Below are 2,857 nucleotides of genomic sequence, written 5' to 3' on the forward strand. Positions count from 1 at the left end.
GCCATGGGATCGAAGCCGGTGGGATGCATCTTGGGACGGGTGAAGGCGTCGATGCGGTGGCCGCAGGTGATGTGCACCATGTCCACATAGTCCTGGAAAATCTTGACCTGTTCGGCGCATTCTTCGGGGGTAATGCCGCCTTCAACGCCGTCGGTACCGTTGAGGCGCAGTTCGATGAGCAGGCTGTCGCCCACCACGCGGCGGATTTCCTTGATGACCATGAGGGGGAAGCGGCAGCGGTTTTCAATGGAGCCGCCGTACTCGTCGGTGCGATGGTTGGTGAGGGGAGAGAGGAAGTAGTTGAACAGCCAGCCGTGGCCGTAGTGCAGCAGCAGACCATCGAAGTTGGCAATCTGGGCCCAGTGGGCGTACTCGCCGAACAGAGCGGCGATTTCTTCCATTTCCGCCACAGTGGCGGCCTTGGCGCCGAGATGGGGCTCATCGTCGGCGGAAATCTTCTTGAAGCCCGCGCGCATGTAGGGACCGCCGTGGATGAATTCCGCAAAGGTCTTGCCGTTGAAGGCGTGCACGGCGCGCTGCAGGCGCTGGAAGTTCATCTGGTTGCAGGTCTTGGGATTCAGGTTGAACATGTGTTCATGGCTGCCGTCAATGGGTACTTCCATGGGAAGAGTCACACGGGAGAATCCGCCCTGAATGTAGCGCATCCAGTAGTCAATGCCGAAGGTATTGATGCGGCCGTCGCTGTCTTCGCCACCGCCGGTAGCTCCGGAACCGATGGGCGCGACGTTGAAGCGGTTGTTGAAGCGCACGTTGTTTTTGCCAACATAGAGCGGTTCAAACAGATGAGGATATTTTTCTTTGTAGATGGGCTTCATACGCTCTCCTTGGGCGATACGGGATTGTGACTTTCAGCGGCGCCGCGCGCGGAAGGCGTCGCGTGACGGGGGTACACTTTCTGAATCTCTATTCCAGAAAATAGGAGAGGCGGGAGAAAAAGAAAAATATTAATTTTCAATGGCTGGTTATCAGTGGAGATTATGCTGAGGGCGATACGACGCGGCCGGGATGAGTTGTCCGGCGCGCCCGGATACTCGTTTGTTTCTGCTCCTGCATCGTTTGCCCGCAGCATTATGGGGCTCTCTGTGCCGGAGCATCGAGCCGGGCTTCTGCCTGATGTATCAGAAGCCCCGTCGCGCTGGTCGGAGGAATGTTCCCTTCCAGGACAAAAAAACAGACCGCCCGAAGGCGGCCTGCCGTGGAGGAAAAGGTGTCGGACGCATGGCGGCCGTCACGCTCTCCGGGCGTGGCGGCCTCATGCCTCATATCTTGTTGGAGCTGCCGAGCACGTTGCGGATCTTGCGCTGCACCATGTTCTTTACGGCCTCGCGGGCGGGCTTGAGATAGGCTCGCGGGTCGAAGGCTTCGGGATTTTCAGCCATGTACTTGCGGATGTTGGCCGTCATGGCAAGGCGGATGTCGGAGTCGATATTGATTTTGCACACGCCGGACTTGGCGGCCTTGCGCAGCATCTCTTCGGGCACGCCCTTGGCGTTGCCGAGCTTGCCGCCGTACTCGTTGGCCATGGCCACGAATTCCTGCGGAACGCTGGAAGCGCCGTGCAGCACCAGCGGATAGCCGGGCATCATGGAGGAAATCTTGTCGAGACGTTCGAAGTCGAGCTTGGCTTCTCCCTTGAACTTGTACGCACCGTGGCTCGTGCCGATGGCGATGGCAAGCGAGTCGCAGCCGGAGCGCTGGGCGAATTCCACGGCCTGATCGGGATCAGTGTAGATGCTCTCCGCGGCGTTGACGTGCTCTTCTACGCCGGCGAGACGGCCAAGTTCCGCTTCCACCCACACGCCGCGGTCATGGGCGTATTCCACGACCTTCTTCGTGACGGCGATGTTTTCCTCGAAGGGCAGATGGGAGCCGTCGATCATGACGGAGCTGAAGCCGCCGTCGATGCAGGCCTTGCACAGCTCAAAGTCGGGCCCGTGATCGAGATGCACCACCACAGGAAGATCGGATTCGATAAGGGCGGCTTCCACCAGTTTCATGATGTAGACCTGACCGGCATACTTGCGGGCGCCGGCGGAAACCTGAAGAATCAGCGGCGAACGCTCTTCCGCGCCGGCCTGCATGATGCCCTGAATGATTTCCATGTTGTTGACGTTGAAAGCGCCGATGGCATAGCCTTCCTTGTAGGCACGGGCGAACATCTCTTTGGGAGTGGTGATAGGCATGGCTTCCCTCCGGGGAGCGGGTATCAGTATCATGGAGAGGTAAGGACTGTAAAAAAGGCTCTCTCCGGTTCTTTGTTTCTTTTGTATCCGCAGTAGGGATTTTTCGCAAGGGATGTCGTCGGAAAGAACGACTCTTTGCGGTCGTTACGGACGCACTTTGTCCCACAGACTGTTTTCGTTAAGCTTTTTGGCCGTCTCCGCGTCGTTGAGATCAATGTTCAGAGGCGAGAGCGTTGCCCAGCCCTTGTGAAGCCAGCTTTTGTCGGTGCCTTCGTCTTCAAGAAGAAAGTGCTGAAAGGGGTCTTTCATCCAGAAGTATTCCCGTCCGGAGGGGGAGACACGTCGTTCATAGGAGTCGAGACAGGCCCAGTCCGTGCTGTGGCGGCACACCTTGAGGCCCTGTATTTCCTCGGCCGGGCCGTCGGGAAGATTGAGGTTGTATACGCGGTGGCGGGGAAGATTTTTCCAGTCCATGGCCGAGGCCACGCGTTCGGCCAGATCGGCGTGGGCCATGGTGGCGCCGTCGTGGGAGCAGTGGGAAACGGCAAGCGAGGGCAGGCCGTACATGGCGGCCTGAATGGCCGCGCCCACAGTGCCGGAGAAGAATACGTCCTGTCCGGCGTTGGGGCCGAAGTTGATGCCGGAAATCACGA

2 protein-coding genes and 1 pseudogene are annotated in these 2,857 nt (G+C 58.8%); all 3 read right to left on the reverse strand.

Annotation, left to right across the window (positions count from 1 at the left end; all coding sequences use genetic code 11):
- Positions 1-836: pseudogene (locus Q0J81_RS10950) on the reverse strand (hypothetical protein); the annotation flags it as partial.
- 444 nt (positions 837-1,280) lie between these two features.
- Positions 1,281-2,204: a class II fructose-1,6-bisphosphate aldolase gene (fba, locus tag Q0J81_RS10955; protein ID WP_294447877.1), complete on the reverse strand. Its 924-nt coding sequence runs from the start codon at positions 2,202-2,204 to the stop codon at positions 1,281-1,283.
- Positions 2,205-2,348: 144 nt separating this feature from the next.
- Positions 2,349-2,857: 5'/3'-nucleotidase SurE (locus tag Q0J81_RS10960; protein WP_294447878.1), on the reverse strand; the 509-nt coding region annotated here is incomplete at its 5' end.

The organism is uncultured Mailhella sp. (assembly GCF_944324575.1).
Classification (GTDB): Bacteria; Desulfobacterota; Desulfovibrionia; order Desulfovibrionales; family Desulfovibrionaceae; genus Mailhella.